This window comes from Rhizobium hidalgonense (assembly GCF_002914525.1).
GTDB lineage: Bacteria > Pseudomonadota > Alphaproteobacteria > Rhizobiales > Rhizobiaceae > Rhizobium > Rhizobium hidalgonense.
The window spans coordinates 1-4,491 of the sequence record NZ_LODW01000124.1 but is presented as its reverse complement, the minus strand read 5'-3'; the positions used below and the strand labels follow the sequence as shown (position 1 = coordinate 4,491).

The window sequence follows — 4,491 nt, the reverse complement described above, 5'->3', positions numbered from 1 at the left end:
CTGATCCTTGTTGAAAGGACATCAGGGAGGTTTTAGCCATGTTGCTGAACTCCAGTCAGAACCTCCCTGGTGAAGTGATCCATGTCGGGCGCTTCTTGGGAATAAAGGCTCTTGTCGCCGCATGGCCGGCGACAGCGCGTGCCGCGCCCATTCGCGCGGCGGAGGAAGCCGGAATTCCCGTGATTGCCGTACTCCACTGACAGATTGCCCTTCCCCGCTTCAGGCAGTAAATGTTCGCTTCCCGCTTCCGTTGTACAAATCGATGACGGCCGCGCGGGCAAGAGGCCGCGAGATCAGGAAACCTTGCAGGCTGTCGCACCCAAGGGCCACTAAGGCGTCGCTCTGTTCGTCCGTTTCCACTCCTTCAGCCGTGGTCTTTAGACCTTTCGCTCGGGCCATATTGATCATCGCCTCGATGAGCGGCTTGCTCTCTCCTTGCACTGAATCGATGAACGACTTGTCGATCTTGATCCTGTCGATCATGACATTCTGCACTCTCGAGAAGGATGAGTAACCCGTTCCGAAGTCGTCGATCGCGATTCGCACACCCGCATTTCGGAGCATAGCAATGTTCCGATCGCTGTGTGCTTCTCCACCAAAAGCCAAGGTCTCGGTGATTTCTATTTCCAGCCTCTTCGGATCGATGTTCCATTTCGCCAATCTGGACAAGACACGAAGGGCATAACCGTCGGAACAGAGTTCCAGCGTCGACGCGTTGATTGCCATCGAGATGGAAGGAAGGTCGGCCATGACACTGCAGGCATCTTCGAGCACCATGGCGCCGACTTCCTGGATAAGGCCGATTTCCTCGGCAACGGGGATGAAGACGTCCGGAGCGATGAAACCTTGTTCAGGATGCTTCCAGCGGGCAAGCGCTTCCATGGATGACAGGCCCTTGTGCTCCGCCGAATATACCGGCTGATAAAAGGTCTCCAGCTGAGACCTCGTCTCGAGCGCCAGTCGAAGGTCTTGTTCAAGCTTCCGACGCCTGCGCAGCAGTTCGTCCATATGGCCTCCGAATATCGCGAAGGTGTTCCGACCCGCAGCCTTTGCGTGATAGAGAGCTATGTCAGCCTGACGGGTGAGTTCCGATGGATCCGCCGGGCCGGCTGCAAGCGCAGCTCCGACACTTGCACCAATGACGATATGGGCTCCATCGATCTCGAAAGGCTCTCGCAGACGCTGTACGATCCGTGCGCAGGCGGCGTCGGCCAGTTGACCGTCGGCTTCTTCGAGCAGCACGGTGAATTCGTCACCTCCGATGCGGCCGATGAGCGCCGCCGGCATGATCTCGTTCATGCGCTGGGCCACGAGTGAGATGAGCTTGTCCCCCGTCGGGTGCCCGAAAGTATCGTTGACCGCTTTGAACCGGTCGAGGTCGATGAACAGCACGCAGTGGCACTGGTTCTGGGAAGCCGCCCCAAGCCGGGCGGCGAGTTCGGTGCTGAAATGGGCGCGGTTGAAAAGGCCAGTCAGCGGATCGCGCGAAGCCAGACGCTGGAGCTCCTCACGACTCGAGGCGAGGCGTGCTGAACGTCTCCAGATCGCATGCCCGAACAGGTTGGCCGCGACGAAGATGGCAACGGCGGCCAGGCCGACAGCCGGCAGGGTCGCTTCCATCACACTCGCACCAGGACGAAATGGGCGCCAGGTGAAGTAGCCGATAGCGGCGCCCGAACGAGACTTCAATGGAACGAATGAGTGCTCGGCGTCGGTCGGAGCGTCATCCGAAAACCGCATTTCGGTAAACTGGTAGTCCTTTCCGATCTCGGATACGAAACTTCGATCGAGGAACCTCACAGCGACATGGAGATTTTGCTCCCCCGGCTGTTGCTCGATGTCGCCCGTGTCCGAGACGATTGGCTTGACGCTCACGATCGCCGGTCGCCGCCCTACATATGTAAGGTCGCTTTCGCCGATTGAGAGCACCTGGTCCGTGACCCCTTCAGCGTCGCCAGCGGCAAGTCGTTTCTGCAATGCATCCGCCAGCGGCGTATAAGCGGCGCGGAGATCATCCGGCGTCAAAGCGCTATCCGAGGGCGCAATGAACTCATAGATCGGGCTATGGTCGGCCGAAAGTACGATGGCCGCGTCATGCCCGAAGTAGGTGTGCATCCAATCGCCCAGGTTTGACTTGAGCCATTCCAGATCCCGCGCGTCGGTTTTACGAACAGCGTCGTCCCAGACCGTCGCGCTCTCCTGATCATGAGCAACGCTAGCCTGCATCTTCGAGACGATCAGTTTGACGAGATCCCGCTGGCGGGCCTCCGCAACCATATCGGTCTGCCCTGCGGCCCATTGCAGGGTACCAAAAAGAACGCAGCCTATGATCAATGACGTGGCTGCCGGGAGAACCCATTTTAAAACCCACTGCGACCGCGCCTGCCAATTCATCTGCATTACGTCCTTCTATGTTCGCAGACCGTAAAACAGGGAGCGTTAAAGCACGCGGAAGGGGTTTGGTTAGCACTTCCTTTCAGTCTTGTCGGCGGTGGATGACATGCCTATCCATTCTACGAAAGGAGAGGGTCTATGTCGGACGAAAGTCCCTTTGCGCCCGCACAACAAAGGTGGAGTGTAGGCATGTTGAAGGAGATCTTCCAACATTGTCGGCGGCTGGGATTTGCCCGCTACGAACTGAATGTAGGAGAACGGCAGTGATTACTAGCGTAGCCCCTTCATCTGGTTGACGTGGCGAGAGATCTGCAATGATTTCAGGTACAGATGAGGATCGACGAAGGGCCTTTAATTCTGACCAGCCTTTGGTCTCAGTGGTCATCCCGGCCTTCAACGCTTCCACCTATATTGAGCGCACGCTTCGCTCCGCTATGCACCAGACCTACACTGCCTTGGAGATTATCGTCGTCAATGACGGTTCCACGGACGACACGGCAAAACTCGTCGAGCAAACAGCGATGTCGGACTCGCGCATCCGCCTCCTGTCCACACCGAACCGCGGTGTCGCGGCCGCAAGGAATACTGGGATCGAGGCATCAACAGGTCGATTTGTGGCATTCCTCGACGCAGACGATCTCTGGCACCCCACGAAAACCGAAAAGCAGGTGAACGCTCTTAAGCGCTTGTCCTCGCGGTGGGCTGCGGTCTACACGCTGCACTACGTCATCAACGAGGACGACGAGATCATTCGCCCCGGCAGTTCCGATATCGCCAGAGGATATATCTATGCCCGGCATCTGAATCTTAAATATATAGGTAATGGAAGCGCGCTTCTCGTCCGTCGGGACGCTGCGCTTGAGATCGGTGGGTTTGATAGCTCATATGCGGCTGCCGGCATTGGAGGCTGCGAAGATCTCGATTTCGAACTCAAGCTGGCCGCACGCTACTTCATCGAAGTCGTTCCCGAGCGGCTGGTGGGATATCGAAAGCATCCCGGCAGCATGTCGTCCAATCACCTGCGAATGGGCAAAAGCGCCTTGGAAGTCGTTAGGCGTTCGGTGGCCGCAAACCCGAATCTCCCCCGATACGCGATCGGAAGTGCAATCGACGCCACTCGCAAATATGCGTTTTGGGAATTCCGACAGGCTCGGCGAGCTTATTTGTCGCTTTTGACCATTTTGCCGATATTGCGAAGCGATCCGCAGTTCGTGGTTCGGCTTCTTCGCGAGAAGAGCCTGCGTGTGATGCAACACCGTCGTCCCGCATCGGTCATAGCGATCGGCGAAGATTCACTGCGAATGAACACGGTGAAATTCTACGATCAGGTTGTTCCTTCGTTTCCGGAATGCCCCAACAAGACGTCGCGGTTTAGACGTCACCTGATGCGGCTGGCTGCGGTGGACGCAAGTCTGAATTCAACTCTTGCACCCGAGGTGGAAGAGAACCTGATGACGGAATGATGGAGAAACCGCGGGCCATGGAAGCAGGCCCGCGATTCTTTCATGCTATTATTGGACGACTTCAATTACCGCGCGGGTCTTCGGATTGACGAGAACACGCTTCTTATTGACGACTACATAACCGTAATCAGGTTGATCAGGGATTGTGTGGATCTCGACGGTGTCAGGAAGCGTCGTGCCGACTGCGACGTCGCCTTCAAACATGACGGATGGCGTTTCCTGTTTCATGACGTAGGTTTTGACCTCGCCGGGAACGACGACCGTCGTCGTCTGGGCGACCGCCGTTCCGCCGAGCGCCAGAAACACCGATGCCGCAGAGATGACCAGTATTTTCATGTTATCCTCCCAGGATCTTGAGTGTCACGGCAAAACGCTACCGGCAGGATATGGTTCCTCCGTCGGAATGACTGCAGGTACGTTCGGGCAGTCGGTAGGCGACATTTGCCAGCATGATCTGCAGAATGTCCGATAGTTGAACGGAGACCGCGCTCAACGGAACATCACGGCCTCGATGGCAATACGGCGATGTCCGTTATAGTATCGAGATCATCCGCTCGCGGCTTGATGGATCCGGTGCAACATGATCATGAACCCCTTTTCCAATTCCAGCCGCGCCCGAGAACGCTTTCTCGAA

At 56.9% G+C, this 4,491-nt stretch carries 4 protein-coding genes; 2 read left to right on the top strand and 2 right to left on the bottom strand.

Translation table 11 applies throughout. The annotated features are described in order from the left end of the window. The first annotated feature begins 38 nt into the window (after nt 1-38). Nucleotides 39-200, top strand: a complete 162-nt coding sequence (locus ATY29_RS38125) for a hypothetical protein (protein WP_244597492.1) — start codon at nt 39-41, stop codon at nt 198-200. A 19-nt stretch (nt 201-219) separates the two neighbouring features. On the opposite strand, the gene ATY29_RS33430 is transcribed toward ATY29_RS38125, so the two are convergent. Next, the gene (locus ATY29_RS33430; RefSeq protein WP_097537528.1) at nt 220-2,394 is read right to left on the bottom strand and encodes a putative bifunctional diguanylate cyclase/phosphodiesterase; all 2,175 of its coding nucleotides are present in this window, start codon (nt 2,392-2,394) and stop codon (nt 220-222) included. 314 nt (nt 2,395-2,708) lie between these two features. On the opposite strand from ATY29_RS33430, the gene ATY29_RS33425 reads away from it, so the two are divergent. Further along, the gene (locus ATY29_RS33425) at nt 2,709-3,857 is read left to right on the top strand and encodes a glycosyltransferase family 2 protein (protein ID WP_097537527.1); all 1,149 of its coding nucleotides are present in this window, start codon (nt 2,709-2,711) and stop codon (nt 3,855-3,857) included. A 48-nt stretch (nt 3,858-3,905) separates the two neighbouring features. Here the strand turns inward: ATY29_RS33425 and ATY29_RS33420 are convergent, their stop codons facing one another. Continuing rightward, a complete protein-coding gene (locus ATY29_RS33420; RefSeq protein ID WP_097537526.1) occupies nt 3,906-4,193 on the bottom strand; it encodes a DUF1236 domain-containing protein in 288 nt (95 codons plus the stop codon). Nucleotides 4,194-4,491: the final 298 nt, after the last annotated feature.